The sequence below is a fragment of the Lysinibacillus sp. EB271-A1-10B genome, from assembly GCF_058791335.1.
Genome location: NZ_JBYTDL010000027.1, coordinates 1 through 26,226, shown reverse-complemented (window position 1 = coordinate 26,226; position 26,226 = coordinate 1). Strand labels below are relative to the sequence as shown.

Below are 26,226 nucleotides of genomic sequence, written 5' to 3'. Positions count from 1 at the left end.
GTATGCGATTAGATAAATTTTTAAAAGTATCACGTTTAATTAAACGTCGTACATTAGCAAAAGAAGTAGCAGTTCAAGGCCGTATTACGATCAATGATAAGATCGCGAAGGCTAGTAGTGCTGTTAAAGCTGGAGACGAGCTAGCCATTCGTTTTGGACAAAAGATTGTGACAGCGCGTGTAGAAGAATTACGTGATACTGTGAAAAAAGAAGATGCCGCAAAAATGTTTACGATTTTGAAGGAAGAGCGTCTTGAAAAAATTGAGCCTGAATTTATTGATGACGAAGATTAAATCAATTATCCCTCTGATAAAAGTGTAGCAACTTTAATAAAGTTGTCATGCTTTTAAGGTTGTCCGCATAAAGTGAACAGAAGCTAGGACGACTAAAGGAGGAAGAAAATGACGCTACATCAAGAAAGTAACCGTTACACAATTCCATCTGGAGAGCATATTTTAACGATTCGTAATCGTAAAAGAATGGACATGACTTCTGTAAAATCAATTGAACGCTTTGATCAGGAAGAGTTTTTCATTAAGACGTCCCAAGGGCATTTGTTAATCCGTGGAGAAGAACTGCATATCGTTCATTTAGATGTTGACAAAGGGTTATTGACACTTGAAGGAACTGTAAAAACCTTACAGTATGACGAGGAGGAAAGTGGCTTCTCGAAAGGTTTCCTTCATAAGTTATTTGGATGATTGTTAGTGAACAATTTGTTCAACTATTAGTCATGGTTTTGAGCGGTATAGCAGTTGGATTCATTATTGATAGTGTAAGGCTTATTGTTTTTTCAACTCCAAAAAGGTCAAGCCTTCGAAGATGGATGATGGTATTTGAACTACTTACCTGGATTCTGCTTGGGGGCATGACATACTATTTATTATTTTGGCTAAAAGATGGCGCTTGGCGGGCTTATGACCCGCTAGCGCAAATAGCCGGAATTTTTTTGTATCAAACATTTTTTCAGACTTTTTTACGTTTCATCGCAAGGGTTTTGGTGAATATAACATGGAGACCTTTGTGGTTCATCATACGATTAATATTTGCTACCATTCGACAAATTTTTAATTTATTAATAAATATTGGAGCATTAGTTTTAAGACCTTTTGTCAAAATTTATTCGTATTTGTCCAACACTTTTTTTAAAAAATTTCGATTTATCAAGTATAATAAAAGACAACAATAACTTTCGGAGGTGCGGGCATGACTAAGCGTCGTTCATCAAATGATCGCCAACAAAACTATACTAAGCTTGATAATGACTATGTCCGTAACACGGATAAAGCTATAAATCGTAAAATTGAAGGGCGGAAACGGAAAATGCGCCGCATTGCCTTTTTTGCGATTGTACCAGTCGTTATTATTGCCGTTCTCGGAAATATACTTTTGAATCAAAATGAAACGCTAGCTGCAAAAGAGCAGGAAAAGGTTGAAGCGAAGGAGCATCTTTCTGATTTGAAAGAAGAGCGAGAATCGTTAAATCTTAGAATTAAACAGTTAGAGGATCCTGAGTATATCGCAAAGTTACTACGCAAAGAGTATTTCCTATCCAAAGAAGGTGAAATAAATTTTATTTTACCGGATGAAAAAGGAGAAAAAGAAAAAAAGGGCGATATACCAGATAAAAAAGACGCCGTATCAGAAAAGAAAGGTAAAAAAGACGACTGAAAAGCTATGTATTGTTGACACTCTTTTTTTGTTATATATAATGAAGAGAGAAACTTATTGTAGTAAAAAGTTTGATAAATTGATTACATGACTCAAAAGAGTCGCTTAATTTTTAAGGAGGAGCATTTTTTTTATGTCAATTGAAGTAGGCAGCAAGGTACAAGGTAAAGTAACAGGAATCACAAATTTTGGAGCATTCGTTGAGCTGCCAGATGGCAAAACAGGCTTAGTACACATCAGTGAAGTTGCTGACAATTATGTAAAAGATATCAATGAGCATCTAAAAGTTGGAGATGAAGTTGAAGTAAAAGTGATGAATGTTGAAGCGGACGGAAAGATCGGTCTTTCAATCCGTAAAGCAAAGCCTCAAGCAGAGAGACCAGAACGTCCGGAGCGTCCAGAGCGTCCAGCACGTCCACGTCGCGATAATCGTTCTAATGATCGTAACGAGCGCCATCAACCAAAAGAGAATTTTGAACAAAAAATGGCCCGTTTCTTAAAAGATAGTGATGAACGTCTAGCAACACTAAAACGTGCTACAGAGTCAAAACGCGGTGGTCGCGGAGCTAGAAGAGGGTAGTTTGCTGACTGTTTTAATCGTAGAAAAAGTGTGTAAATAGAGTTGGGATTAGCTTATATTAAGCTAATCCCTTTTTTTAATAATTTCTGTATACATTTCGTCTATCCATAAGTCATGAGTACTTTTTAAAATCTTTCAGTAAGTGTTTTCGTAGCGAAAGAAAAGAAATTTGTTGGCTAAAGCCTCCGACGTATGTAAAGATAAACGATTCTTACAACGTGGATGTCGGTCTCTTTTTCTTTTTAGGAGTAGGTACGGGAGCTTGTTCGGTAGGTGTCTCTGAAGACTTTTCGGTTGGATGAACAACCATTTTAACAAGTAAAAATACTCCGTATACACTAACGGCTAGTCCAGTAAGAAGTAAAAGTATTTGTACAGCGAATGGTAAATTAATAAGAATGGATACGAGAATGATCATAGAGCCGCTTCCGCAAATTAAAGCAGCTTTCGTTAATGAATTCAAAGGAAATAGACCTCCTAGATAACGCGCTCTTTTCATTATTAGTATGCCATATTTTCAAGCGCATCACCATAACGTGTGGCTGATTCTATTCCTACTGGGCGCTTTCCGATGGGTGGCAGCAACAAATTGTCTGTGCGAAAGCGAAGCGACAGCAACAACAAGGGTTTTGTCTGTGCGAAAGCGAAGCGACAGCAACAACGGAGAGTTGTTCAAGAAGCCGTTATCATAGGCTAGGATGTTTTTTAACCTTTGTTCCTCTATTTATTGCCCCTGCGTCTCATACAGTGAAAAATAAGTAATGTGATATTGCTAATAGGTTACTTTATAGTTTAAAAGGCTGTTGTACTGTTAACCGACAAAAAACAGGCGTCTCAGAAATAATTCTGAGACGCCTGTTTGAGATGACCCCTACGGGATTCGAACCCGTGTTACCGCCGTGAAAGGGCGGTGTCTTAACCACTTGACCAAGGGGCCTACTATGGTGGCGGCCGAGGGGATCGAACCCCCGACCTTACGGGTATGAACCGTACGCTCTAGCCAGCTGAGCTAGGCCGCCAATAAGATTATGGAGCGGAAGACGAGGTTCGAACTCGCGACCCCCACCTTGGCAAGGTGGTGTTCTACCACTGAACTACTTCCGCATTTTAAACAATTTGTTTTAGCAACAAGTTATATAATACAAGCCTTTGTTACTAACGTCAAGTAGTTTTTTGAAAAAAATTAATAAAAATATATGGTTTTATTCATTAATTAAAGATTTGCTAACAAAAAGGGGGAGTATGATGGCTCATCACCATGATGTGTGGTCGATTTCCGTTCCCCTATGCATTGCAAGGGCTCATCTGTGACGCTAGCCCCCAAGGAGTTACCTAGTCCCCACTTCGATCAACTTTATAATGAATGCCATCCACAACTTTTGGTGATGAACCCTTTTTATGGGAAATTTATCAAACTTTTTGTTCTTAAGTAGAAAAGTATCATCGACACAGCTGACTATAGTAATTATGACGAATAATGGAACGTCGATCGGTGAAAAGGAAAGGGTGAGAGGGCATTAGCCCGCTTATGGCATAGATTTTGTAAAGTATCGTATACAACGACAATGGGGAATAATTACCTAAATTTTCTGTTATTTAAAAACCAACCTCATAGAAAGTGATGTTTCTAATCTGTACAACTTATATTTTGTGTAGAAATTGTTGCCATTTCTCGTATTTATGCATATGTATTCGTCGAAATGTTTATATTTTTTTCTGCCACCGTCAGACAATCTTTCCATACATAATTTTTTATAATAGCTCCAAAAGTGCAGAAAGGGGTTAGTGAAATGACGAGTATTGAATGGTATAACACGGCAAATGTAGACGAACAAAAATTAGGAGTGAAAAAAAGGCAATTGTTAATAGGCTCTTTATTTTTTTTAACATCCTTCTTTTTAGCTCAGTCCGTTGTATTCGAAGCGGCCGTACCTTTCTCGGTTCCTTTTTGGGCAATTATTCGAACGAAGTATAAGGAATACGCCAAGTATGTTTTGTTTGGTGGTCTGATAGGATGTTTTTTTCTTGGATTTGGACAAGTCTTTATTTTAGCATTACAAATCGTTATGTATGAATGTATCATGCGCTTCCGTTATTGGCAGTTGCCACAAAGTATAGCAGTCTCTTTGGCGGTACTGCTTGTGCAAATAATGTGGCAGGGAGTTATGCATCAAGGTTTACCGCCGGTGCTTGTGCAATTTTATGTAGGTTGTGAAGTGGCTTTAGCTCTTATTATGACGTTGTTTATGCAAGTGTTGTTTGTCAATTCTTATGAATGGTTTACGAGCCATTGGACTTATGAGAAGTTGGGTTCTGGATTAGTTGTATTTGCTGCTATGCTTACAGGGATGCAAGCAGTTGTCATTAGCTATTTTTCACTCCCCATTTTTTTATTACAACTATTAATTTGCTTTGGTGCATTAGTAGGAAGTGTACCATTAGCGACAGTTATCGGAGCAGTGCTCGGAACGCTTATTGGCATTGCAAAACTTTCGTTTACGGGTATGCTTTCTGTGGCCACGTTAACTGGATTGTGTGCAGGGATGGGGGCCCGCGTAGGAAGATTTGGTGTAGCAATTGGCAGTATTTTGCCGAGTGTGTTTTTTTTATTTTACGATGCAACATTGCCGTTAGATAGCGTTTATTTTACATCGATTGCAGTTGGGAGTATTGCTTTTCTATCCATTCCGAAAAAATATTCTGATAAGGTGCGGGACAAGCTGTTTCCGCAGCGTGAGGAGGTCTTACTCGCCCGTCAAAGTTGGTTAACGGAGCATGTTACGTTTAAATTAGAGCATTTTCAGCACTTTGTACAATTTATGAAGGAGCTTGTGTTTGAGCGCTTTATGACGGCCCCGATAGAAGAGGCGAAGGAAGTTTCGCCGATGAATACATGCCTAAGCTGTTTCCGCTATGATCACTGTTGGGGAGCGCAAAATAACGGAATGGACAAGCTAATGACAGACTGGTTTCATATGAAAGGCGTTGGAAAGGATTCTGGTATGCATCGTGTCGAAGAACAAATACGTTATAAATGTGTGAAATCAACAAAAATTTTCGAAGAATTGGAAACAGAGCTGTACAGAGAGCGTATTAATGGTCAGTATTTTCATGGTAAGAAAATGATTGCCCTTCAGTTACGTGATATGAGCAATCATCTAAATCAATTAATAGCGGAGATGAAAGAAGAGACTATTTCATTCGCTAGTGTGGAAAAGGACATTACTCAACGGTTAAAGGATGCACATATTGAATGTTTTCAACTAGATGTGTTAAGTAATAAGCCGGGAGCACGAAAAATTGTCTGCGCTTTAGCACCAGCACGCGTCAATTGGGAGGAAGACACAACATTAGCTGAACGGATGATATTGCCGATTTTATATGATATTTTTGAAGAACCATTTGAAATTGAAAAGGTAGTAGCAAGCGATATACCATTTCGTCATATTCAAGTAAGTTTTAGATCAGCTATTAGCTTTGAAGTAGAGTATGATATATATAGCATGTCTAAAGATGCGACGTTATATTCCGGTGATTCCCATGCATTATTTCAATTACATCCAGGACTATTTGCAATTTTATTGTCAGATGGTATGGGGCAGAGTAAAGAAGCACAGCATGAGAGTAGAAAGTTAATACATTTAATGCGAGAATGTTTAAATTACAATATGAACCCAGAGACTGCGATGCACACGTTGCATTATGTCATGTCCTTAAAGCAACAAAGTGATATGTATGCAACGCTTGATTTTGCACTTGTCGATTTACAACACGGTGATTTATGGTCGTGGAAGGCTGGTGGTATGTCTACGTATATTTTACGTGGGAAAGAGGTGCTGAAGGTTGAAAGCAATGCAGCTCCTGTAGGGTTTTTATCCATTTCAGCAGTAGAGGCAGAAAAAAGAAAGCTTAAGGCGGGCGATGTAATTTTGATGCACTCTGATGGATTGTTTTCAAGTGTTGATGATTGGGACGAGCAGGAAGAGACATTTTTAGCGTATGCTCAGCAGGTAGCAAGCACTACTAAAACTATACAGGAAAAATTAACGACGATTATGCAATCTTTCCAGTCTTACTATGACATTGAAGACGATTGCACTGTATTGATGCTAGAGGTTACACATGTTGTCCCAACGTGGGCCGTGTTTAGACCAGTTCAGCACTCTATGAGCAATTCATGATAATAGAGAACGAAAAGGGGAGGAGAAGCGTTTGTCACTCGAATTAAAGGTCAAAAAAATTATTGAAAAAGAGCAATTATTACAGCAAGACGACCATCTTCTCATCGCCGTTTCAGGTGGAGTGGATTCAATGGCTTTACTCCATTATTTTGTAAAAACAAAAGATCAATGGGGAATTACGGTTGAAGCCGTACATGTTGATCATATGCTAAGAGGTGAAGCATCGGCTGAGGACAGAGCTTTTGTCCGAAAATATTGTGATGAGTATGGTATATACTTATATGCAAAGGCTATTCCAATACCAGAGATTATGGCTTTAGAAAATGGCAATACACAGCTTATTTGCCGTAGAGAACGTTATCAATACTTTAAAGAGGTCATGGAAAAAACGAATGCTAGCAAGCTTGTAACTGCACATCATGCGGACGACCAACTGGAGTCAGTATTAATGGCCCTGACGAAAAATGCAACGATAAATGGTATGCAAGGTATACGTTCACAACGTACTTTTGAAGGAAAAACATTAATTCGTCCGTTTTTAACGGTTACAAAGCCTGAAATAAGGGAATATTTACTTAAGCAGGGGTTAGATTATCGTGAAGACGCTAGCAATTCTAAGGACACCTATGTACGAAATCGATTTAGACATCATGTGGTGCCATTGTTGGAGGCAGAAAATCCGCGAGTAACAGAGCAGGTAACCCATTTTACAAAGCAATTGCAAGAAGACGATGCCTATTTAATGAATTTAGCGGAGGATGTATTTTCTAGAATAGTAAAAAGAATTGACGAAAATACATATAGCATGGAAATTAAGGCTCTTCAATTGGAACCACTTGCTTTACAAAGGAGGATCATTTTAATACTATTAAACTATCTTTACAAAGATTCAAATACGATACAAAGTTATGCTTTATTGACTTCTATTACAAAGCTTTTTGATACGACAGCGGGGTATGCTGAAGTTCACTTGCCAGAAAATTTTATAGCAGTTCGCCGTTATGGAAAATTTACGATTCAGAAGAAAGATACATTAGAAGGTCAAGCTTCTCCTGAAAAAAAGATTATTTCGACTGCTAATGGGTGGACAACACTGACGAATGGTGAACGTTTATGCGTAGTCGAGTTGCCTGATTTATCGTCTAAAATGCTGACGGATACTGCACAACTTTTTTATTTTAACGCTAGCAAACTCAAACTTCCACTCCATGTTAGAGCGCGTAAGGAAGGGGATAGAATGCTGTTAAAAGGAATGGATCGGCCAAAACGCTTATCTCGCCTTTTTATAGATGAAAAGATTCCTTTGAATGAGCGGAATAGCTGGCCGTTACTGATTTCTCAATCTGAAGAGGTCGTAGCGGTAATTGGTGTGCGCATGGGAATGTTGTTTTCAACCTCTCCGCAACCAAACGATGATACAGTGCTCATCGTAGACTAAGGTCTTTGTAAAATTTCACCGCACATGGTTGAACATTTTTTTATACACACGAGGAGGAATCAAAATGTTACAAAATGACATCGAAAAAGTTATGATTACAGAAGAACAATTGCAAGAAAGAATCGCTGAATTAGGAGCACAATTGACAGAGGAATATAAAGATTCATTCCCGTTAGCTGTTGGTGTTTTAAAAGGGGCTATGCCTTTTATGACAGACTTAATGAAACGTTTCGATTCTTTCATCGAGTTAGATTTTATGGATGTTTCTAGCTATGGTAATGCTACAGTTTCATCTGGGGAAGTAAAAATTCTAAAGGATTTAAATACAAGCGTCGAGGGGCGTGACGTAGTAATTATCGAGGATATCATTGATAGTGGCTTAACGTTGAGCTATTTAGTCGACTTATTTAAATACCGCAAAGCAAAATCCATCAAAATCGTTACATTGTTAGATAAACCATCAGGTCGTAAAGTAAACTTAGCTGCTGATTATGTTGGTTTTGAAGTGCCAGACGGCTTTGTTGTAGGGTATGGTTTAGACTACGCAGAAAAATACCGTAATTTACCGTATATCGGCATTTTAAAGCCAGAAGTTTATTCTTTCTAAAAGAAAGAAGTTAACGAAAGAACACCAGCTATGAAAAGTAAGAGCCTCCAGCGAAGGACATAGATTTTTAGTTTTTTTACTTCCTTCAGCAGTGTTTACGTAGCGAAAGTGAAACGTCAGCTACAAGGTTTTATCTGTGCGACAACAGTAGACAGCACGCGACTGAGTAACCAACACCACGTTGACCTAAAGCTGATTTTGGACGCAATTATGCCGAGGCGTAATTGATCGTAAATTTAAAAATCTAGGCACATTGTACTGAATGAAGTGTCAGATACAAACGCTGGAACATAGTAAATAAATGCATAAATATGTTTCGATTTCGACAAAAATCGCACGAAACTTTTTTTATGTAGGGCTTTTCGTTGTATGATGAAATCATGATATGTTAAGATTTTACTTATAATTTTTCTGTTGTAATGAGGAGGCTGGAGATGAATCGAATATTTCGATATACCATATTCTATTTACTGATTTTCTTAGTGATTATCGGTATTTTTGGTACTTTCAATGGTGGAACTTCACCAACGAAAGAGTTAACTTATCATGAGTTTATAGAAGCTCTAGATAAGAAAGAAATAACAAGTGCTACAATTCAACCTGATAAATCAGTATACATCGTTGAAGGTACATTGAAGGGGTATGAAAAAGGAGAAAGCTTTACTGCAAACATCCCTACCAATAACCCATCTTTAATGGACCGCATCGATGAGGCTGCTAAGGATAAGAATAGTAATATTACATTTTTAACAGCGCCAGAAACAAGTGGATGGATTCAGTTCTTTACAGGGATTATTCCTTTCATCATTATCATTTTCTTATTCTTCTTCCTAATGAGTCAATCTCAAGGTGGCGGTAATAAAGTGATGAGCTTTGGTAAAAGTAAAGCTAAACTTTATGACGATCAGAAGAAAAAAGTTCGCTTTACAGATGTAGCGGGTGCTGATGAAGAGAAAGCAGAGCTTGTTGAAGTTGTTGATTTCTTAAAAGATCACCGTAAATTCACTGAAATTGGTGCTCGTATTCCAAAGGGTATCTTACTTGTAGGTCCTCCTGGTACAGGTAAAACATTACTTGCACGAGCAGTAGCAGGGGAAGCAGGCGTACCATTCTTCTCGATTTCAGGTTCTGACTTCGTAGAAATGTTCGTCGGTGTCGGTGCATCACGTGTTCGTGACTTATTTGAAAATGCAAAGAAAAATGCACCTTGTATCATCTTTATAGATGAGATTGATGCAGTAGGTCGTCAACGTGGCGCAGGTCTTGGTGGTGGCCATGACGAGCGTGAACAAACACTGAACCAATTGTTAGTTGAAATGGATGGTTTCGGGGCAAACGAAGGTATTATTATTATCGCTGCAACAAACCGCCCAGATATTTTAGATAAAGCTTTATTACGCCCTGGTCGATTTGACCGTCAAATTACAGTAGGACACCCTGATGTAAAAGGTCGTGAAGCAATTCTAAAAGTACATGCGCGCAACAAACCTTTATCAGATACAGTGGATTTAGCAGCTGTTGCACAACGTACACCAGGTTTCTCGGGTGCCGACTTAGAGAACTTGTTAAATGAAGCTGCGCTTGTAGCGGCTCGTAAAAGCAAACGTACAATTAATATGGCAGATATCGATGAGGCATCTGACCGAGTGATTGCAGGTCCAGCAAAAGCTAGCCGCGTTTACTCAGCGAAAGAGAAGAAACTTGTAGCGTTCCATGAAGCCGGCCACGTAGTTGTTGGTTTAGAGCTAGATGAAGCAGATACAGTACACAAAGTAACGATCGTCCCTCGTGGCCAAGCTGGAGGTTACGCGATTATGTTACCGAAGGAAGAACGTTTCTTCACAACAAAACAAGAACTATTAGACCGTATTGCTGGACTTCTTGGTGGTCGTGTAGCAGAGGAAATCGTCCTTGGCGAAGTATCTACTGGGGCACACAATGACTTCCAAAAGGTAACAAGTATTGCACGTGCCATGGTCACTGAATATGGTATGAGTGAAAATCTTGGTGCAATGCAGTTTGGTTCAAGTCAGGGTGGGAATGTATTCCTTGGTCGTGACTTTAATTCAGATCAAAACTATTCTGATTCAATCGCTTATGAAATTGATAAGGAAATGCAAAAAATTATCGATTCGCAATATGAGCGTACTAAACGAATCTTAACTGAAAAACGTGGATTACTTGATTTAATTGCTAACACGTTGATGGAAAAAGAAACATTGAACGCGCAAGAAATCGAGCATTTACGTGATCACGGTGTCTTACCGGAACCAGAGGTAGAACCGGTTGTAGAAAAAGCTCCTAAAGCTGAAGCTCAACCAGTATTAGATGTAGTTGGTGAACCAGTTGTTAAGAAAGAATTGCTTAACAATGAACCAAATCCAACAACAGCTGATTTACCTAAAGAGGACGTAGGGCCGAATGATACACCAAAAGGTATCGATGAAAAGCGTGATTAATATGGGAAAGACTGTTTACGATTTTAGTAAGCAGTCTTTTTCTTTGCCTTTTTTCTGTATTAGGTATTACGATAATTTTATATAGGTTCTTTAATATTTTAGAGCCAAAATAGATAGGAGTGTTGAAACATGGGTAACGTAACATTGAATAATGGTTTAGAAATGCCGTTAATCGGCTATGGCGTTTTTCGGGTACCTGAAGGAGATGACTTGGCTGAAGCGGTAAAAACAGCTATTGCAAAAGGTTACCGCAGCATTGATACAGCGCAAGTATATCGCAATGAAGAAAGTGTAGGGCGAGGAATTCGTGCAGCGATTGATGAGGGCTTAGTAACACGTGAAGAACTATTCGTAACATCAAAGGTTTGGAACGATGGACTCTCCTATGAAGAAACACTTGCAGCTTATGATAGTAGTTTAGAGAAATTAGGATTAGATTATTTAGATTTATATTTAGTTCACTGGCCTGGTATAGATACAAATTATGTTGATGTTTATAAGGCGCTTGAAAAAGTTTATCAGGATGGACGTGTACGCTCAATTGGTGTTAGTAATTTCCATGTTCATCATTTAGAACATTTATTAAAGGAAACATCAGTTGTTCCTGTTATTAATCAAATTGAATTTCACCCGCACTTAACTCAAGAGGAAGTACGTGCATTTTGTAAGGAGAAAGGAATACAGGCAGAAGCTTGGTCACCACTAATGAATGGTTCTCTATTGGAAGAATCATTGATTCAGCAGCTAGCTTCTAAATATGGCAAAACACCTGCACAAATTGTGTTACGCTATGATGTTCAGCATGGTGTAGTCACTATTCCAAAAACAATGACTCCTGCACGAATGACGGAAAATCTAACGGTCTCTGACTTTGCATTAACAGAGGAAGAAATGGCTCAGTTAGATGCACTAAATGATGGTTTGCGTTGCGGACCAGACCCAGAGAAATTTAATTTTAAATAATTTGAAAGGAGCTACCTAAGATGAGGGTGGCTCCCTTTTGTAGTGGATGAATGTTATTTCGTAGGAATAAAAGTGTGGTATCATTTTCTAAAGTGTTTTAACTTCTTTCCGATTCCGGACGGAATTTTACCGAGGTATAATTGATTTTGATTTTTTGTGCATGAATATGCATTGTTTTAGTTGTATCAATTGCATTGTGACAGGTACAATTACGATGAGGGGCAATAAATAGGAGGCATCAACGATGATTTTAGTTTTAGATGCAGGAAATTCGAATATCGTATTAGGTGTCTATGATGACAACAATCAATTGGCCTTCCATTGGCGTATGGTGACAGACCTTCATAAAACAGAAGATGAATACGCAATGCAAGTATTATCTTTCTTTAATCATGCAGGCATTTCATTTGAACAGGTTAAAGGCATTATTATATCCTCTGTTGTACCACCGATCATGTTTTCGTTAGAAGCGATGTGTCAAAAGTATTTTCGAAAAAAACCGCTCGTCGTAGGACCAGGTGTGAAAACAGGATTGAATATTAAATATGAAAACCCTCGTGAAGTTGGCTCGGACCGTATAGTGAACGCTATTGCGGCTCTTGATGAATATAAAGCACCATTGATTATTGTTGATTTTGGTACTGCCACGACGTATTGTTATTTAAACGAAAAGGGCGATTATATGGGCGGTGCTATCGCTCCAGGTATTTCGATTTCAACGGAGGCGCTTTATACACAGGCAGCTAGATTGCCGCGTATTGAAATATTGCGCTCTACACATATTGTTGGAAAGACAACCGTATCTGCTATGCAGGCCGGAATTTTTTACGGCTTTGTTGGGCAAGTTGAGGGAATTGTTAATCGCATGAAAGCACAAAGTAAGGAAGAACCTTTAGTAATTGCTACTGGAGGATTAGCAAATTTAATTGCTGGGGAGACGCAAGCTATTGATGTAGTCGACCCGTTTTTAACATTAAAAGGCTTATATAAGCTATATAAACGCAATCAATAAGAAATGAGGGACATTTCATTTATGAAAGACTATTTAGTACGCGGTTTAGGATTCAACGGGCAGGTTCGTGTTTTTGCGGCTTGTACAACAGCAACAGTAGGAGAAGCGCAACGACGTCATAATACATGGCCGGTTGTTTCAGCAGCCCTTGGTCGTTCTATGACTGCTGCGGTGATGATGGGTGCCATGTTAAAAGGTGAAGAAAAAATCACTGTTAAAATTGAGGGGGACGGTCCAATCGGTCCAATGGTAATTGACAGTAACGCGCACGGTGAAGTACGCGGCTTTGTGACAAATCCTCATGTTCATTTCGATTTAAATGAGCACGGTAAGCTTGATGTTCGAGCAGGTGTTGGAACAGAGGGTGCATTAACGGTCGTAAAAGATCTGGGCTTGAGAGATATGTTCTCTGGGCAAACGCCAATTGTATCAGGTGAAATTGCTGAGGACTTTACTTATTATTTTGCTACATCAGAGCAAGTGCCTTCATCAGTTGGTTTAGGGGTTTTAGTAAATCCTGATAACACAATTCTTGCAGCTGGTGGTTTTATCCTTCAATTAATGCCAGGTTGTGAAGAAGAGACAATCAATGAAATTGAGCAGCATCTAGCTACTTTAGAGCCGGTTTCAAAAATGATTGAAAAAGGTTTTACACCTGAGCAAATTTTAGAGGCTGTATTAGGAGAGAGCCATCTACAAATTTTAGACTCCATGCCTGTAGAATTTAAATGTCAATGTTCAAAAGAGCGATTTGGTGCAGCGATTTTAGGGTTAGGGACACAGGAAATTAGAGAAATGATTGAAGAGGATGGCGCAGCGGAAGCGCAATGTCACTTCTGTTTAGAAACATACAGTTTCTCAAAAGAAGAGTTAGAAGGATTTATTGATGAGCTCAACGCGTAATCGAAGACCTTTATCCGCTGGAACACCTAACCAAACGCCCTTACTGCAACGCCGCCTTAAGACAAAACCGGCTTTAACAGTTATTTCAATCTTGCTATTAGGAAATATTATATGGTTTATTACTTGGTTAATCCCTAATAAAGACCAGGAAATTGGTAGCGACGAGCAAGTCGCTGCCGTTGACGGGGAAGTTATTACACGTCAAGAGTGGATGATTGCCATGGAAGAACGCTATGGTAAAGAGACGCTACAAAATTTAGTAAACGAATCTGTAATGGAAAAGGCAGCTAAAAAATTTAAAATTCAAGTGACAGATAAGGAGATTGATTTAGAGTTAGCCTTAATGCGATCTGCTCAAGATAAATTTGATACTGCCATGCAAAACCTCTCATCAGAGCAACTACGACAAAAACTTCGTTCACAGCTTATTTTGGATAAAGTGTTGACGAAAGATGTGGTTATAAAAAAAGGTAGTATTGAGAAATACTACGAGGAAAATCAGGCGTTATATAATACAAAAACAAACTACCGTACGAATTTTATAGAGGTGGATTCAAAAAAAGCTGCTGAGGAAGCATTAAGTGAAATAAAAAATGCCTCTGATTTTTCGGTACTGGCACGTGAAATATCCGTAGACAGTGCATCAGCTAGCTTAGGTGGAGATGTCGGTTTCCTTACAGAAAACCAAGAAAATATCGATCCGGCTATTTTAAAAGCAGTGCAAGCTTTAAAAGCAGGTGAGATTAGTAAAGCGTTTAAGCTTGCTAATGGTCATTATGGAATTGTACAAGTACAAGAGATATTAGAAGGTCAATCCTTTACATATGATGATGTGAAAGAACATATTGAACGTGAGCTTGCCTTAGAGCAGTTGTCACAATCTGTTACACCAGAAGCATTTTGGTCTGAATTTAATGCAACTTGGTATTACGGTGAAGCGAAAAAAGGTAAATAACAGATTGCTCGGAAATGAGCTTAAAGAATCTGCGAGATATCTGCGGGAAAAGTGAGCCAGGGAAACCCCTGCAGACGTTTAGCGTCACAGAGTAACGGCCACCCCAGGATATTGAGCAGATTTTTATTTCTCTTTATTCGCAAAAGTTGACTGAAAGCTTTATGACGTGATTATGCCAAGGCGAAATTATTATAAGTTGAGGTTGGATCGGATGTAATAAATATTCTGAAAATATAAGTTATATTTATTGACAATCGAATGGAAAAATTGATAAAATCAAAATAAGTAAAACCTATAAAATTAGTAGGGATTAGGAGTGGATTGATAAATGAGTAGATTAGCAAATTCAGTAGCTGAATTAGTTGGTAAAACGCCAATTGTTAAATTAAATCATGCAACAGGTGATAATGAAGGTACTGTTTATGTAAAATTAGAATACTTTAACCCAGGCAGCTCAGTAAAAGACCGTTTAGCTTTAGCGATGATTGAGGCGGCTGAGAAGGATGGTACATTAAAGCCAGGTGGTACAATTATTGAGCCTACTTCTGGAAATACAGGTATTGGTCTTGCAATGATTGCTGCAGCTAAAGGCTATAAAGCGATTTTAGTAATGCCAGAAACAATGAGCTTAGAGCGTCGTAACTTATTGCGTGCTTATGGTGCAGAACTAGTATTAACACCTGGACCAGCAGGTATGAAAGGTGCAATTTCTAAGGCGGAGGAATTGTCTGCTGAGCATGGCTACTTCTTACCACAACAATTTACGAACCCAGCTAATGCTGTTGTTCACCGTTTAACAACAGGTCCAGAAATTGTAGAAGCGTTTGAAGGTTTAACATTAGATGCATTTGTTGCTGGTGTTGGTACAGGAGGTACAATTACTGGTGCTGGTGCTGTGCTAAAAGAGAAATACCCAAATATTGAAATTATTGCTGTTGAACCAAAAGATTCACCAGTACTTTCTGGCGGTCAACCGGGGCCTCATAAAATTCAAGGTATCGGAGCTGGTTTCGTACCTGAAGTATTAGATACAGATGTATACTCTACTGTATTCCCAGTTGAAAATGAGATTGCTTTTGATGTAGCCCGTAAAGTAGCGCGTGAAGAAGGCATCTTATGTGGTATTTCATCAGGTGCAGCTATTCATGTTGCGATTGAAGCAGCGAAACGTTTAGGTAAGGGTTCAAATGTTCTTGCAATCGTACCTTCGAATGGGGAACGTTATTTATCAACACCGTTATATCAATTTGAAGACTAATCAATTATATGTATGAAGGGCTCCTTTAACGAGGAGTCTTTTTTTTATGATCAATTGTGCAAAGTATAATTGATCATAAAAAAACTGCCCGTAAATGTTAGAAGTATAACTAACATCTATGGGGCAGTTCAAAAAATATGATTAGAATAGACTTCACTATACAACTGTATTACTTAAGACTTTTACGAAGCCATTGTTAGTGGCAGTTTTAATTAATTGATCAATAGATTCACGTGCTTTAACAGTGGATGAATACCATTTATCTGCAGTAACATCATGAATTAATACTTCTGGGTATCCTTTCAATTCTTCTTCCGAGAAGGGTCCATTTAAAGAATAAAGGTCAAATTGTTGAATGCTTTTATTTTCATGACTCATAAAATTATATTGTCCATCCTTATAATAGGAACCCGGAACGTCTAGATTAATTTGCCATGAATAGTTAGCAGGGGCATCAACAACTTTTCCTTTATTTTCATTGAAAACTTTATATAAGGCTTTATTATAGGTGTTTCCTTGGATCTGCTGTACGATCCCACCCATTGTCATATGGTATTCATATTGAATAGCTTTTACTTTTACATTGTTTATAACCAATGGCTCAGTATTCACTGTTACTGTGGAATTTTGATAATTGACTTGGCAACCAAAGGTCTCTGCAATAAATCGAATAGGAACAAATAGTCTATTATTCTTTAAATACGGTTTGACATCAAGTAACTCTGTTTTACCGTTTTTTATAACGGTGTTGCTATTCGGTTGTAACGTTATCTGCATTTTGTTATTCGTTAGTGTTACTTTTGAGTCTTTCCAATTTACTGTTGCTCCTAAATTTTCGCTGATAACACGCAAAGGTACCATTGTTCGATTATTCTTAGTCTCTGGTGCCGCATCTGTAGTAACGACAACACCATCGATCTTAATAGTGCTATGTGCCGCATATGCAGGTAGAGAAATCAGCGTGAGTATCATTGCGAGGACAACCCCTGAAAAAAGCTTTTTCATGGTATAACAGCTCCTTTTTATGAAATAAATATACACAATTTGTAAAAAAATCTATTTGCTATTAGTATAGCAAATGCCCTTCTTTTAGCCAATTTATAAAGTAGACATATATTCAAAAACCATTCGTTGCTGACGCTTCGCTTTCGCTACAAGAAGACATGTGCTGAAAGAAGGTAATTTTTATGTGACGCTTGAAAAATATTCGCTTCAAAGTAATATTCAAGTTAAGATGGAATCACATCATATGACTTAAAGGGGAATAGCAACTTGAAGACAATACTTACGAAAACAATATCGATGGATGCAGACTCGTTTTTTTATAGTTATAAGAAGCAAACAGAAGCGCAACAGGCACATATTTTTTTAGAAAGTGGACGCGGAGGAAATTTTACGATAGCTGCTTGGAATCCGTTAGCTACAGCACAATCGGTTGAGAATGGTTTACTTATAAAGTGGAGAAATGGTGAGACTGAAAATTTAAACGGTGAGCCTCTCGATTTATTAGAGAAATTAGTGGAGAAATATCACGTTTCTTATAATGCTGAGCTTCCTGTTTTTCAAGGTGGAGCGATTGGGTTTGTAGCATACGATTACGCTCGTAAAATTGAAGTGTTGCCTAATACTGCTATAGATGATTTACATGTACCAGATATCTATTTTTATATGTTTGATTGCTGGGCGGTACACGATGTGAAAACAAATAATGTCACGCTTATGAAGCTAGCAGACTGTAATGTGAATTTGGAGGAATGGGCTAATGTGTGGCAAGGGGCAGCGCAAGAAGGATTGCTTACTCGTAAATTTGAAAAAGCAAGTGCTATAGAAATCGTAAATGATGAAAGTGAACTGTTAGTATCATTCGCTGGAACGGCTTTTGAGGAAGCGGTGTGTAAGATCCAAACATACATAGCGCAAGGTGATGTATTTCAAGTGAATTTGTCAGTACGTCAATCTAAAAAGTTAAACGCAACTGCAATGGATGTATATGAAGCGTTACGTGCATTTAATCCTTCACCGTACATGGCGTATATAGAAGCACCTGATTTTGCTGTCGTTTCTGGTTCACCTGAGCTTTTGGTGAAGCGTCACGGTAACGAATTGTCTACTCGACCGATTGCTGGTACACGACCAAGAGGGAAATCCGAGGCAGAGGATTTAGCGTTAGCGCAGGAATTAATTGATAACGACAAAGAACGTGCTGAACATGTAATGCTTGTTGATTTAGAGCGCAATGATTTAGGGAGAGTATCTACGTATGGGACGGTTGAAGTGGATGAGTTCATGGTGATTGAACGCTATTCACACGTGATGCACATTGTTTCCAATGTACGAGGAGAAATAGCTGAAGGGAAAACCAATGCAGACGTTATCTGTGCCATGTTCCCAGGAGGAACGATAACAGGTGCACCGAAAATTCGTACGATGCAGATTATTGAAGAATTAGAACCTGTAAGAAGAGGATTATACACGGGTTCGATTGGCTGGCTAGGCTATACAGGTGATATGGAATTTAATATTGTCATTCGTACAGCATTTGTTAAAGATGGAGTAGCACATATTCAGGCGGGAGCAGGCATTGTTATTGATTCTGTTCCGGAAAGAGAATACCAAGAATCTTTAAATAAAGCGAAGGCGATGTGGCAGGCGAAGGCAATGGCAGAGGAGCGAGCAAAATGATTTTAATGATTGATAACTACGATTCTTTTACGTATAACCTTGTACAGTATTTTGGGGAATTTGGTCATGAATTAGTAGTAAAAAGAAACGATGTATTGACGGTGAAAGATATTGAGCAGCTTGCGCCAGATATGATTGTCATTTCTCCTGGACCATGCAGCCCGAATGAAGCGGGTGAAAGCCTGAACATTATTAAGTATTTCGCGGGAAATATTCCGATTTTAGGCGTTTGTCTTGGCCATCAAGCCATTGCTCAAGTGTTCGGGGGGAATGTTATACGAGCTGAGCGTTTAATGCATGGTAAAACATCACCTGTGCACCATGCTGAGATAGGTTTGCATAAGGGGATGCCAAATCCGTTTGAAGCTACTCGTTACCATTCTTTAATTGTAGAGAAGGAAACATTACCTGCATGTTTTGAAGTAACGGCATGGACGGAAGAAGGCGAAATTATGGGCATTCGTCATAAGGATTATCCAATTGAGGGAGTGCAATACCATCCTGAATCGATTATGACAGAACATGGTAAGAAGCTTCTACGCCAGTTTATAGATTTGTATGTTGAGGGAGCGAAGTAAATGCTGTGCTGGATGAATGGGGACTACGTAGAGGCGCAGGATTTGCGCATTTCACCTTTTGATCATGGATTTTTATACGGACTAGGCTTTTTTGAAACGTTTCGAACGTATAAAGGAAAGGTGTTTTACTGGGAAGCACATATTGAAAGGTTGCAAACGGCGCTTTCTCAATATCGTATTCATATGTCCTATACCGAAGCGGATTTACTTAAGGTTGTTCAACTATTAAATGAGCAGGACAAAGGACAAGATGGTTATTTCCGTATAAACGTCTCAGCTGGAGAACATAGTATCGGTTTACAGCCTACTGAATATAGACAACCGAATGTTATTGTTTTTCGCAAAGAATTACATGCTACACCTCGAGGCATGGGAAAAAACGCACAATGGCTTGTAACACCTCGTAACACTCCTGAAAAAGGGCTTCGAGTGAAGTCGCACCATTATGGTAATAACGTTCTTGGGCGTTTTGAGATGCCATCTCTAGCGCAACAAGAGGGCTTCTTTTTAACGGAAGATGGCTTTGTTGCTGAAGGTGTAACATCAAATATTTTTTGGGTGAAAGATGATATACTATATACGCCTTCCTTAGAGACGGGTATTTTACCCGGAATTATCCGAGCGTGGGTAATTGAGCGAGCACAATCTCTGGGCATTAAGGTGGAAGAAGGTTTCTTTACTAGTGAGGATGTAGAGGAAAGCTCGGAGTGCTTTATTACTAACTCTATACAAGAACTTGTTCCAATTCTTAAATTAGAGAGCAAGCTATTATTAGGCAATAAAGGGCCTGTTTATTCGCGTTTACATGAAGCATTTGCCAATGAAGTGGGACAAGAATAGAAGGAGAGTTTACATGCTAGAAAACTATACAACAACATTAACTATTAACGGTATCACGTTAGACTATACAGCAGAAACTTTTGTGATGGGTATTTTAAATGTCACACCGGATTCATTTTCAGACGGAGGAAAGTTTAATAATGTTGAGGCAGCTGTTGAACAAGCGAAAAAAATGGTAGCTGATGGTGCTAAAATTATTGATGTTGGCGGAGAATCAACACGACCAGGCTATGAACGTATATCCGATGAAGATGAAATTGCACGCATTGTGCCAGTTATTCAAGCGTTAGTAGCTGAAGTACCGGCAATTATCTCGGTGGATACGTATAAAGCGAACGTAGCTCGAGCGGCTATTGAAGCTGGTGCGCATATTATTAATGATATTTGGGGAGCGAAAGCTGAACCTGAGATCGCTCAAGTGGCTGCAGATTTAAATGTACCGATTATTTTAATGCATAATCGAGAAAATACTGATTATGGTACTGATTTCTGGATGACGGCTAAGAGCGACTTAGAAAAGAGTATTGCTATTACCCGAAATGCAGGTGTACCAGATAATCATATTATTTTAGATCCGGGTATAGGTTTTGCGAAAACTACTGCTCAGAATATTGAAATGATGCAGCATTTAGATGAATTGGTAGCGATGGGTTATCCTGTTTTGCTAGCGACTTCACGTAAATCAATGATTGGTAATGTCTTAAGGCTGCCTGTTGAGGAGCGTATAGAAGGTACAGGTGCAACGGTTGTTTACGGGATTGAAAAGGGCTGTCATATGATTCGTGTGCATGATGTAAAGGAAATGGCACGAGCGACACACATGGCTGATATTTTAGTAGGTAAGCGTATCTACAAGGAGGAAGCGTAATGGACTATATTCATTTAAAGGATATGCAGTTTTACGGTTATCACGGTGTTTTAGCGGCGGAAACAACACTCGGTCAACGCTTCCGTGCCAATGTTTCACTTGCTGTAGATATGACAAAGGCTGGAGAGACTGATGACTTGGACTATACGGTAAACTATGCAGAGGTTTATGCGTTATGCCGTGATATCGTAGAAGGTGAGCCTTTCAAGCTTATTGAAGCACTTGTTTCAAAAATAGCAAATAGTATTTTAGAGACATACTCAGAAAAGGTTAAGGGTGTACGCGTGGAGCTTATTAAGCCGGACCCACCGATACATGGTTATTATAAAGAGGTGTCAGTAGAGGTAACGAGAGGTGATTACTAATGAATGATGTGTATTTATCGATCGGTACAAATATGGGCGAGCGATTTGAAAACCTGCAACACGCTGTTAAACTTTTAGAGGGTAAAGATGAAATTGAAGTTGTACAAACTTCTTCAGTTTATGAAACAGCAGCGGTAGGCTACACTGACCAAGCAGACTTTTTAAATATTGCTGTTCATATTAAAACGAGCCATTCATCTTCCAAAATGCTAAAAATTTGCCAATGGGTTGAAGGTGAACTAGGGCGGGTTCGTGAATTTCGATGGGGCCCTCGAATCATTGACCTTGACATTTTGCTCTACAATCACGAAAATATTGAAACTGAAAGCTTAATTGTGCCACATCCAAGAATGTATGAGCGAGCTTTCGTACTAGTACCACTCATAGAAATTACGCCTGCGCCAGTTGGAGAACAGCTGAGAAGGGCACACGATATAATGCAACAGATGGATAGTGAAGAGGAAGGCGTAACTTTATGGCAAGCATCAGCGAAGTTAAAAATGATGCAGTCCGTTAATTAGGTTTCTAATCTTTAAATTAAAGCCTCCTGTGGTTGCTTTTATATAGAAATAGGTGAAAACCTATAGAAGGGGGAAAACAACGTTGAGTCAGACAACTGAGAAACCGTTTCAAATTGGAAATATCGTCATGGACAACCGTGTCGTATTAGCACCAATGGCTGGAATTTGTAACTCTGCTTTCCGTTTAACTGTTAAGGAGTTCGGGGCAGGTCTAGTGTATGCAGAAATGATTAGTGATAAAGGGATTGTCCAGAAGAACGAAAAAACACTGGGCATGCTTTATATCGATGAGCGTGAAAATCCACTTTCTTTACAAATTTTCGGTGGTGATAAAGCAACACTAGTGGAAGCAGCTAAGTATGTAGATGAAAACACAACTGCCGATATTATCGATATTAATATGGGCTGCCCAGTTAATAAAATTATTAAATGTGAAGCGGGCGCTCGTTTACTTTTAGATCCGAATAAATTGTATGAAATGGTAGCCGCTGTTGTCGAAGCAGTAAAAAAACCTGTCAGCGTAAAAATGCGTATTGGTTGGGATGACGAGCATATTTTTGCTGTTGAGAACGCACAAGCTGCTGAACGTGCTGGTGCTTCAGCAATAGCTGTTCATGGACGTACACGTGTACAAATGTACGAAGGAAAAGCAAACTGGGATATCATTCGACAAGTGAAGGAAAATGTGAAAATCCCTGTGCTTGGTAATGGTGATGTAGAAACTCCTCAAGATGCAAAACGTATGCTTGATACTACTGGGGTAGATGCAGTAATGATTGGACGCGCAGCTTTAGGTAATCCGTGGATGATTTATCGTACAGTTCAATACCTTGAAACTGGTGAGCTAAAGGAAGAGCCAGGTGTACGTGAAAAAATTGATGTGTGTTTGCTTCACTTTGAACGCCTTATGCAATTAAAAGGAGAGAGTGTGGCAGTACGTGAAATGCGTAAGCATGCTTCATGGTATTTAAAAGGTATTCGCGGTAATGGTAAAGCGCGTAAAGCGATTAACCAAACAGAAACTGCGGTAGAGCTTCGTGCATTATTAAATGGACTTGTGCAAGACTATGAAGAGCTTGAATCTACATTAATAGTTCCAGAAGCAAAAGAATTAATTCTATAACTTCTTTCAGCGGGTGTCCAAAACACCGGCTGAAATAGAGGTACTCAGCGAAAGTGAAGCGGCAATTATGTCGAGGTATAATTGATTACATTAAAAAGACGTCTCGTTGTTTTTGAGACGTCTATTTTTCTGCCAACATCAATTTTTAGAATTATTAATCATTTTTTCTCTTATGGAAATTAAAGCGAAACAGATGATTACAGCAATAAAATTGTGTACAATAGAAATATTATGGATATAAACACAACGCGGACAATTTAATAAGGAGTGAATCAAGTGTCAAACATAGAAGAATTAAATGATCAGCTTTTGGTGAGACGCCAAAAAATGACGGCTATTCGAGAAAATGGTCAAGATCCATTTGGTAGTCGTTTTGAACGTACGCATTTATCACCAGAAGTTCGTGAACAATTTGCAGATCAAACAAAAGAGCAGCTAGAGGAAAACCTACAAGAGGTAATTATTGCGGGTCGTATTATGACGAAGCGCGGTAAAGGAAAAGCTGGCTTTGCACATATTCAAGATTTAGGTGGCCAAATTCAAATTTACGTTCGCCAAGATCATGTTGGCGAAGAAGCATATGAATTATTTAAACAAGCTGACCTAGGTGATATCGTAGGTATTCGTGGTAATGTATTCCGAACACAAGTGGGAGAGCTTTCTGTAAAGGCTGAAGAATTTACATTCTTATCAAAAGCGCTACGCCCTATGCCGGAAAAATTCCATGGTTTACAAGATGTTGAACAACGATACCGTCAACGTTATTTAGATTTAATGACGAATGAGGAAAGTAAAACAACATTTATTACGCGTTCTAAAATTATCCGTGCTATTCGCAATTATTTAGATAATGCAGGATATTTAGAAGTAGAAACACCAATGCTTCATACAATTGCTGGTGGTGCAGCAGCTCGTCCATTTATTACACACCACAATGCACTTGATATGGAATTATATATGCGTATTGCAATCGAACTGCATTTGAAACGTCTAATTGTTGGTGGACTAGAGAAAGTGTATGAAATTGGTCGTGTTTTCCGAAATGAAGGGATCTCAACACGCCACAACCCTGAATTTACAATGATAGAGCTGTATGAAGCTTATGCGGACTACAAAGATATTATGTCTCTAACAGAAAACCTTATTGCTCATGTAGCGCAAGAAGTTCTTGGGACAACTACAGTTCAATACGGTGAAGATGAAATTAATCTTGCTGTAGGCTGGAAACGAGTTCATATGGTAGATGCAGTAAAAGAAGCTACAGGTGTAGACTTCTGGCAGCCTATGACTAAGGAACAAGCTCAAGCACTTGCTAAAGAACACGGAGTAGAAGTTAAAGGAACACATGAGGTAGGGCATATTATCAACGAGTTCTTTGAGCAAAAGATTGAGGAAACTCTAGTTCAACCTACATTTGTTTATGGTCATCCAGTAGAAATCTCACCTCTAGCTAAGAAAAATCCAGAGGACGAGCGTTTTACAGACCGTTTCGAACTATTCATCGTTCGTCGTGAGCATGCAAATGCCTTTACAGAACTAAATGACCCTATTGACCAACGTGAGCGCTTTGAAGCTCAATTAGTTGAAAAAGCAGCCGGTAATGATGAAGCACATGAAATGGACAATGATTTCATTGAAGCATTAGAATACGGTATGCCTCCAACAGGTGGATTGGGCATTGGTATCGACCGTTTAATCATGCTTCTTACAAATTCACCATCAATTCGCGACGTATTATTATTCCCTACAATGCGTCATACTACTAAATAGTTGTTTTAACTTAATTGATAGAGGATATAGCACGACTACTACTCAGGATAAAAAAGCGGTAATCGAACTAGAAAAGAACAGCTTTGTTAAGAGGTAATCGTGAAAAGGCAGGAGTCGAGGTGTAGGAGAAGCACTAAGACTCCTGTTTTGCGTTTTCTATGATGAAATAGTCTTACTTAGTTAAGTTAACGTTTGAAAAGTTTAAATTTAGAAAGAATTAAGTAGAGTATTTAAATGATGAATGAATATAAGGTATACTTTTAGAGTTCTGTAATTTGCAGATAAAATAGAAATAGACATTATAGAAGTATTATTGGAGGCTTATAATGAATTATAAAATCTTTAACAAACTAGTATTTGAACAGGCGCAAGTACGCTCAGTTTCAGATGTTCCGTTTACTGAGGAAGAACTTGAAAATGGCATGAAATTAGCGGTTTCTAAGGTGGAACCGACTCTAGCTTTATATTTAGTGGATATAAACGGTCAGAAAAAGTTCGATGTCCGTTGGGATGATTCCTCTGAAGTTTTCACTGGCTGGTATTCGGCATGGGATAATTTCTCTTGGTGCCTAGATGTAGTTGAGAAACAAAATAACTAATTAGAATTAGTAGATTCTTTATATTTTAGTTTTGAAAAACACACTTTCAATTTTGAATTCCGCAATTGAAAAGCGAACATAATATATTCTTCTTTCTTTTTTGTTATTATGTGCGGAACAATAAAGTTAAAAAAGTAATAAACATGAAGTAAGTAGGAGTCGAGGTGTAGGAGTACCACTTTGGCTCCTTTTTTCTATTGTTTATTTGTTAGAGTGATGTGTAAGAGGGGAGATGACGCATTTTATTGTGTAGATCTTAGATGCTTTTTCAAGAAAAGCTTGAGAAAGCATCCTTTTAAAAAGGATATTCTTAGATAGAAGTAAGACTCTTCTTATTTAGTTTGTTGAGATTTTTAAGAAAGAGATGTATAGTAAAACAATTAAAGTGATAGATAGAAAGTTATAAGAGTTATTTAGTTCTCGAAAAAACGCAAAATAACTCACTAATTCGCCATTTATAAAAAAAGAAAATTTTATAGTAAAAAACACTTGCGGTTGTATTAAAATCATGATAAATTATTACTTGTCGTTAAGACGACGCTAGAAACAAACTGAGTTCGAAAAAAACATCAAAAAAGATGTTGACATCGAAAACTAAGAATAGTATTATATAAGAGTTGCTGCTTTTGAAACGAAGTGAAAAAACTTCTAAAAAAAGAGTTGACAACGAAAAACAAAAATGTTATACTAAAAAAGTTGTTGAAACAAAACAACAACGAAATGAACCTTGAAAACTGAACAAGCAAAACGTAATCAATAAAGTTTTTAGTAGTTAGCCTTGAGTTAGTGAACGAAACAAAATTTTGGACATCAAACATGATGCCAGCAAAACAATTTGAGCTAATCAAATTTC

25 protein-coding genes and 3 tRNA genes are annotated in these 26,226 nt (G+C 38.4%); 23 read left to right on the top strand and 5 right to left on the bottom strand.

Annotation, left to right across the window (positions count from 1 at the left end; all coding sequences use genetic code 11):
* Positions 1–2 precede the first annotated feature (2 nt).
* From AC3WSK_RS22955 to AC3WSK_RS22935, 5 genes are all read left to right on the top strand, one after another.
* The gene (locus AC3WSK_RS22955; protein WP_079563693.1) at positions 3–293 is read left to right on the top strand and encodes an RNA-binding S4 domain-containing protein; all 291 of its coding nucleotides are present in this window, start codon (positions 3–5) and stop codon (positions 291–293) included.
* A gap of 108 nt (positions 294–401) precedes the next feature.
* Complete coding sequence (gene yabP, locus AC3WSK_RS22950; protein WP_004229167.1) at positions 402–701, top strand: sporulation protein YabP; 300 nt, start codon at positions 402–404, stop codon at positions 699–701.
* Positions 698–1,189, top strand: coding sequence for a spore cortex biosynthesis protein YabQ (yabQ, locus tag AC3WSK_RS22945; RefSeq protein WP_492414906.1), 492 nt, complete (start codon positions 698–700; stop codon positions 1,187–1,189). The genes yabP and yabQ overlap by 4 nt, the downstream gene beginning before the upstream one ends.
* Before the next feature lie 17 nt (positions 1,190–1,206).
* Positions 1,207–1,671, top strand: coding sequence for an FtsB family cell division protein (locus AC3WSK_RS22940; RefSeq protein WP_427484838.1), 465 nt, complete (start codon positions 1,207–1,209; stop codon positions 1,669–1,671).
* A 133-nt stretch (positions 1,672–1,804) separates the two neighbouring features.
* Positions 1,805–2,251, top strand: a complete 447-nt coding sequence (locus AC3WSK_RS22935; RefSeq protein WP_079563696.1) for a S1 domain-containing RNA-binding protein — start codon at positions 1,805–1,807, stop codon at positions 2,249–2,251.
* A gap of 211 nt (positions 2,252–2,462) precedes the next feature.
* Here AC3WSK_RS22935 and AC3WSK_RS22930 read toward each other — a convergent pair whose 3' ends face one another.
* The 4 genes from AC3WSK_RS22930 to AC3WSK_RS22915 all read right to left on the bottom strand — a co-directional run bounded on the left by AC3WSK_RS22930 (position 2,463) and on the right by AC3WSK_RS22915 (position 3,355).
* Positions 2,463–2,714, bottom strand: coding sequence for a hypothetical protein (locus AC3WSK_RS22930; RefSeq protein ID WP_427484839.1), 252 nt, complete (start codon positions 2,712–2,714; stop codon positions 2,463–2,465).
* A gap of 402 nt (positions 2,715–3,116) precedes the next feature.
* Positions 3,117–3,188, bottom strand: a tRNA-Glu gene (locus AC3WSK_RS22925).
* Between the two features lie 5 nt (positions 3,189–3,193).
* Positions 3,194–3,270: transfer RNA gene (locus AC3WSK_RS22920), tRNA-Met, on the bottom strand.
* 10 nt (positions 3,271–3,280) lie between these two features.
* Positions 3,281–3,355, bottom strand: a tRNA-Gly gene (locus AC3WSK_RS22915).
* 686 nt (positions 3,356–4,041) lie between these two features.
* Between AC3WSK_RS22915 and AC3WSK_RS22910 the strand changes: the two genes are divergently transcribed.
* The 9 genes from AC3WSK_RS22910 to cysK all read left to right on the top strand — a co-directional run bounded on the left by AC3WSK_RS22910 (position 4,042) and on the right by cysK (position 16,027).
* Complete coding sequence (locus AC3WSK_RS22910; protein ID WP_079563698.1) at positions 4,042–6,432, top strand: SpoIIE family protein phosphatase; 2,391 nt, start codon at positions 4,042–4,044, stop codon at positions 6,430–6,432.
* 31 nt (positions 6,433–6,463) lie between these two features.
* Positions 6,464–7,870 carry a tRNA lysidine(34) synthetase TilS gene (gene tilS, locus AC3WSK_RS22905; protein ID WP_492414907.1) on the top strand — a complete coding sequence of 469 codons (1,407 nt, stop codon included), beginning with the start codon at positions 6,464–6,466 and terminating at the stop codon, positions 7,868–7,870.
* Positions 7,871–7,934: 64 nt separating this feature from the next.
* Entirely contained in the window at positions 7,935–8,477 is a 543-nt protein-coding gene (gene hpt, locus AC3WSK_RS22900) for a hypoxanthine phosphoribosyltransferase (RefSeq protein WP_079563700.1), read from the top strand.
* A gap of 434 nt (positions 8,478–8,911) precedes the next feature.
* The gene (gene ftsH, locus AC3WSK_RS22895) at positions 8,912–10,936 is read left to right on the top strand and encodes an ATP-dependent zinc metalloprotease FtsH (RefSeq protein ID WP_079563701.1); all 2,025 of its coding nucleotides are present in this window, start codon (positions 8,912–8,914) and stop codon (positions 10,934–10,936) included.
* Positions 10,937–11,065: 129 nt separating this feature from the next.
* Positions 11,066–11,899: an aldo/keto reductase gene (locus AC3WSK_RS22890; protein WP_079563702.1), complete on the top strand. Its 834-nt coding sequence runs from the start codon at positions 11,066–11,068 to the stop codon at positions 11,897–11,899.
* Between the two features lie 244 nt (positions 11,900–12,143).
* Positions 12,144–12,911: a type III pantothenate kinase gene (locus AC3WSK_RS22885; RefSeq protein ID WP_079563703.1), complete on the top strand. Its 768-nt coding sequence runs from the start codon at positions 12,144–12,146 to the stop codon at positions 12,909–12,911.
* A 21-nt stretch (positions 12,912–12,932) separates the two neighbouring features.
* Positions 12,933–13,814 (top strand): Hsp33 family molecular chaperone HslO, encoded by an 882-nt coding sequence (hslO, locus tag AC3WSK_RS22880; protein WP_079563704.1) that lies wholly within the window; start codon positions 12,933–12,935, stop codon positions 13,812–13,814.
* Positions 13,798–14,769 carry a peptidyl-prolyl cis-trans isomerase gene (locus AC3WSK_RS22875; RefSeq protein WP_079563705.1) on the top strand — a complete coding sequence of 324 codons (972 nt, stop codon included), beginning with the start codon at positions 13,798–13,800 and terminating at the stop codon, positions 14,767–14,769. Before hslO ends, AC3WSK_RS22875 begins: the two co-directional genes overlap by 17 nt.
* A 328-nt stretch (positions 14,770–15,097) precedes the next feature.
* Positions 15,098–16,027: a cysteine synthase A gene (cysK, locus tag AC3WSK_RS22870; RefSeq protein WP_492414908.1), complete on the top strand. Its 930-nt coding sequence runs from the start codon at positions 15,098–15,100 to the stop codon at positions 16,025–16,027.
* 156 nt (positions 16,028–16,183) lie between these two features.
* Here cysK and AC3WSK_RS22865 read toward each other — a convergent pair whose 3' ends face one another.
* Positions 16,184–17,032, bottom strand: coding sequence for a copper amine oxidase N-terminal domain-containing protein (locus AC3WSK_RS22865; protein ID WP_492414909.1), 849 nt, complete (start codon positions 17,030–17,032; stop codon positions 16,184–16,186).
* A gap of 267 nt (positions 17,033–17,299) precedes the next feature.
* Here AC3WSK_RS22865 and AC3WSK_RS22860 point away from each other — a divergent pair, with 267 nt between their 5' ends.
* The 9 genes from AC3WSK_RS22860 (at position 17,300) to AC3WSK_RS22820 (ending at position 25,373) form a co-directional block, all read left to right on the top strand.
* Positions 17,300–18,709, top strand: a complete 1,410-nt coding sequence (locus AC3WSK_RS22860) for an anthranilate synthase component I family protein (protein WP_492414910.1) — start codon at positions 17,300–17,302, stop codon at positions 18,707–18,709.
* Complete coding sequence (gene pabA / locus AC3WSK_RS22855; RefSeq protein ID WP_492414911.1) at positions 18,706–19,287, top strand: aminodeoxychorismate/anthranilate synthase component II; 582 nt, start codon at positions 18,706–18,708, stop codon at positions 19,285–19,287. The genes AC3WSK_RS22860 and pabA overlap by 4 nt, the downstream gene beginning before the upstream one ends.
* Positions 19,288–20,127, top strand: a complete 840-nt coding sequence (pabC, locus tag AC3WSK_RS22850; protein ID WP_079563709.1) for an aminodeoxychorismate lyase — start codon at positions 19,288–19,290, stop codon at positions 20,125–20,127.
* A gap of 13 nt (positions 20,128–20,140) precedes the next feature.
* A complete protein-coding gene (folP, locus tag AC3WSK_RS22845; RefSeq protein ID WP_079563710.1) occupies positions 20,141–20,995 on the top strand; it encodes a dihydropteroate synthase in 855 nt (284 codons plus the stop codon).
* Positions 20,995–21,360 (top strand): dihydroneopterin aldolase, encoded by a 366-nt coding sequence (gene folB / locus AC3WSK_RS22840; RefSeq protein ID WP_079563711.1) that lies wholly within the window; start codon positions 20,995–20,997, stop codon positions 21,358–21,360. The genes folP and folB overlap by 1 nt, the downstream gene beginning before the upstream one ends.
* Positions 21,360–21,881 carry a 2-amino-4-hydroxy-6-hydroxymethyldihydropteridine diphosphokinase gene (gene folK / locus AC3WSK_RS22835; protein ID WP_492414912.1) on the top strand — a complete coding sequence of 174 codons (522 nt, stop codon included), beginning with the start codon at positions 21,360–21,362 and terminating at the stop codon, positions 21,879–21,881. The genes folB and folK overlap by 1 nt, the downstream gene beginning before the upstream one ends.
* 82 nt (positions 21,882–21,963) lie before the next feature.
* Positions 21,964–23,004, top strand: coding sequence for a tRNA dihydrouridine synthase DusB (gene dusB, locus AC3WSK_RS22830; RefSeq protein ID WP_492414913.1), 1,041 nt, complete (start codon positions 21,964–21,966; stop codon positions 23,002–23,004).
* A 267-nt stretch (positions 23,005–23,271) separates the two neighbouring features.
* On the top strand, positions 23,272–24,774 hold the full coding sequence (gene lysS, locus AC3WSK_RS22825) for a lysine--tRNA ligase (RefSeq protein ID WP_170939063.1): 1,503 nt from the start codon (positions 23,272–23,274) through the stop codon (positions 24,772–24,774).
* Between the two features lie 326 nt (positions 24,775–25,100).
* A complete protein-coding gene (locus tag AC3WSK_RS22820; RefSeq protein WP_079563715.1) occupies positions 25,101–25,373 on the top strand; it encodes a hypothetical protein in 273 nt (90 codons plus the stop codon).
* Positions 25,374–26,226: the final 853 nt, after the last annotated feature.

Bases quoted from the DNA above. Each gene is read 5' to 3' on its own strand.
- AC3WSK_RS22955 (WP_079563693.1), top strand. From the start codon at position 3: ATGCGATTAGATAAATTTTTAAAAGTATCACGTTTAATTAAACGTCGT.
- yabP (WP_004229167.1), top strand. From the start codon at position 402: ATGACGCTACATCAAGAAAGTAACCGTTACACAATTCCATCTGGAGAG.
- yabQ (WP_492414906.1), top strand. From the start codon at position 698: ATGATTGTTAGTGAACAATTTGTTCAACTATTAGTCATGGTTTTGAGC.
- AC3WSK_RS22940 (WP_427484838.1), top strand. From the start codon at position 1,207: ATGACTAAGCGTCGTTCATCAAATGATCGCCAACAAAACTATACTAAG.
- AC3WSK_RS22935 (WP_079563696.1), top strand. From the start codon at position 1,805: ATGTCAATTGAAGTAGGCAGCAAGGTACAAGGTAAAGTAACAGGAATC.
- AC3WSK_RS22910 (WP_079563698.1), top strand. From the start codon at position 4,042: ATGACGAGTATTGAATGGTATAACACGGCAAATGTAGACGAACAAAAA.
- hpt (WP_079563700.1), top strand. From the start codon at position 7,935: ATGTTACAAAATGACATCGAAAAAGTTATGATTACAGAAGAACAATTG.
- ftsH (WP_079563701.1), top strand. From the start codon at position 8,912: ATGAATCGAATATTTCGATATACCATATTCTATTTACTGATTTTCTTA.
- AC3WSK_RS22890 (WP_079563702.1), top strand. From the start codon at position 11,066: ATGGGTAACGTAACATTGAATAATGGTTTAGAAATGCCGTTAATCGGC.
- AC3WSK_RS22885 (WP_079563703.1), top strand. From the start codon at position 12,144: ATGATTTTAGTTTTAGATGCAGGAAATTCGAATATCGTATTAGGTGTC.
- hslO (WP_079563704.1), top strand. From the start codon at position 12,933: ATGAAAGACTATTTAGTACGCGGTTTAGGATTCAACGGGCAGGTTCGT.
- AC3WSK_RS22875 (WP_079563705.1), top strand. From the start codon at position 13,798: ATGAGCTCAACGCGTAATCGAAGACCTTTATCCGCTGGAACACCTAAC.
- cysK (WP_492414908.1), top strand. From the start codon at position 15,098: ATGAGTAGATTAGCAAATTCAGTAGCTGAATTAGTTGGTAAAACGCCA.
- AC3WSK_RS22865 (WP_492414909.1), bottom strand. From the start codon at position 17,032: ATGAAAAAGCTTTTTTCAGGGGTTGTCCTCGCAATGATACTCACGCTG.
- pabA (WP_492414911.1), top strand. From the start codon at position 18,706: ATGATTTTAATGATTGATAACTACGATTCTTTTACGTATAACCTTGTA.
- pabC (WP_079563709.1), top strand. From the start codon at position 19,288: ATGCTGTGCTGGATGAATGGGGACTACGTAGAGGCGCAGGATTTGCGC.
- folP (WP_079563710.1), top strand. From the start codon at position 20,141: ATGCTAGAAAACTATACAACAACATTAACTATTAACGGTATCACGTTA.
- folB (WP_079563711.1), top strand. From the start codon at position 20,995: ATGGACTATATTCATTTAAAGGATATGCAGTTTTACGGTTATCACGGT.
- folK (WP_492414912.1), top strand. From the start codon at position 21,360: ATGAATGATGTGTATTTATCGATCGGTACAAATATGGGCGAGCGATTT.
- AC3WSK_RS22820 (WP_079563715.1), top strand. From the start codon at position 25,101: ATGAATTATAAAATCTTTAACAAACTAGTATTTGAACAGGCGCAAGTA.